Annotated in this window: 1 protein-coding gene and 1 pseudogene; both read right to left on the minus strand. The window is 69.7% G+C overall.

Annotated features, from left to right (window positions below; genetic code table 11):
• On the minus strand, window positions 1-150 hold a 150-nt coding region (locus tag ASD35_RS26535), incomplete at its 3' end, for an FGGY family carbohydrate kinase (RefSeq protein WP_255354510.1).
• Window positions 150-363, minus strand: a pseudogene (locus ASD35_RS27555) (hypothetical protein); the annotation flags it as partial. The pseudogene ASD35_RS27555 and the gene ASD35_RS26535, both read right to left, overlap by 1 nt.

A 363-nucleotide genomic window follows, 5' to 3' on the forward strand; every position in this document is an offset into this window, starting at 1 on the left:
CTGCCACCAGTCGGCCGGGGCCTGCTCGGACCACAGGGGCTCGGGGGCCGAGAGTGACAGCGCCGAGCCGGCGGTGCCGACGATGCGGCCGCTGCCGTCCAGCAGCAGCAGCTTGACTTCGGAGGTGCCGAGGTCGATTCCAAGGTACATCAGGCGGGTTCCTCTTTGAGTTCTTCGATGTGAGTGGCTGCCGTGTCGCGGTTGGACAGCAAGAGGGCAGGGCGGGTCAGGCGGTAGCGGACCAGGGCCGCGGCACCGATCGCGACGGCGTTGGCGCCGAAGCGCGAGGTGCGCACGATGGGCGGTGTCAGGTTGGCCGCGGCGGCGTAGTCGTTCAACGTGGCCAGCGCCGGCTTCAGGAAG

It is taken from the genome of Pelomonas sp. Root1444 (assembly GCF_001426885.1).
Taxonomy (GTDB): Bacteria; Pseudomonadota; Gammaproteobacteria; order Burkholderiales; family Burkholderiaceae_C; genus Pelomonas.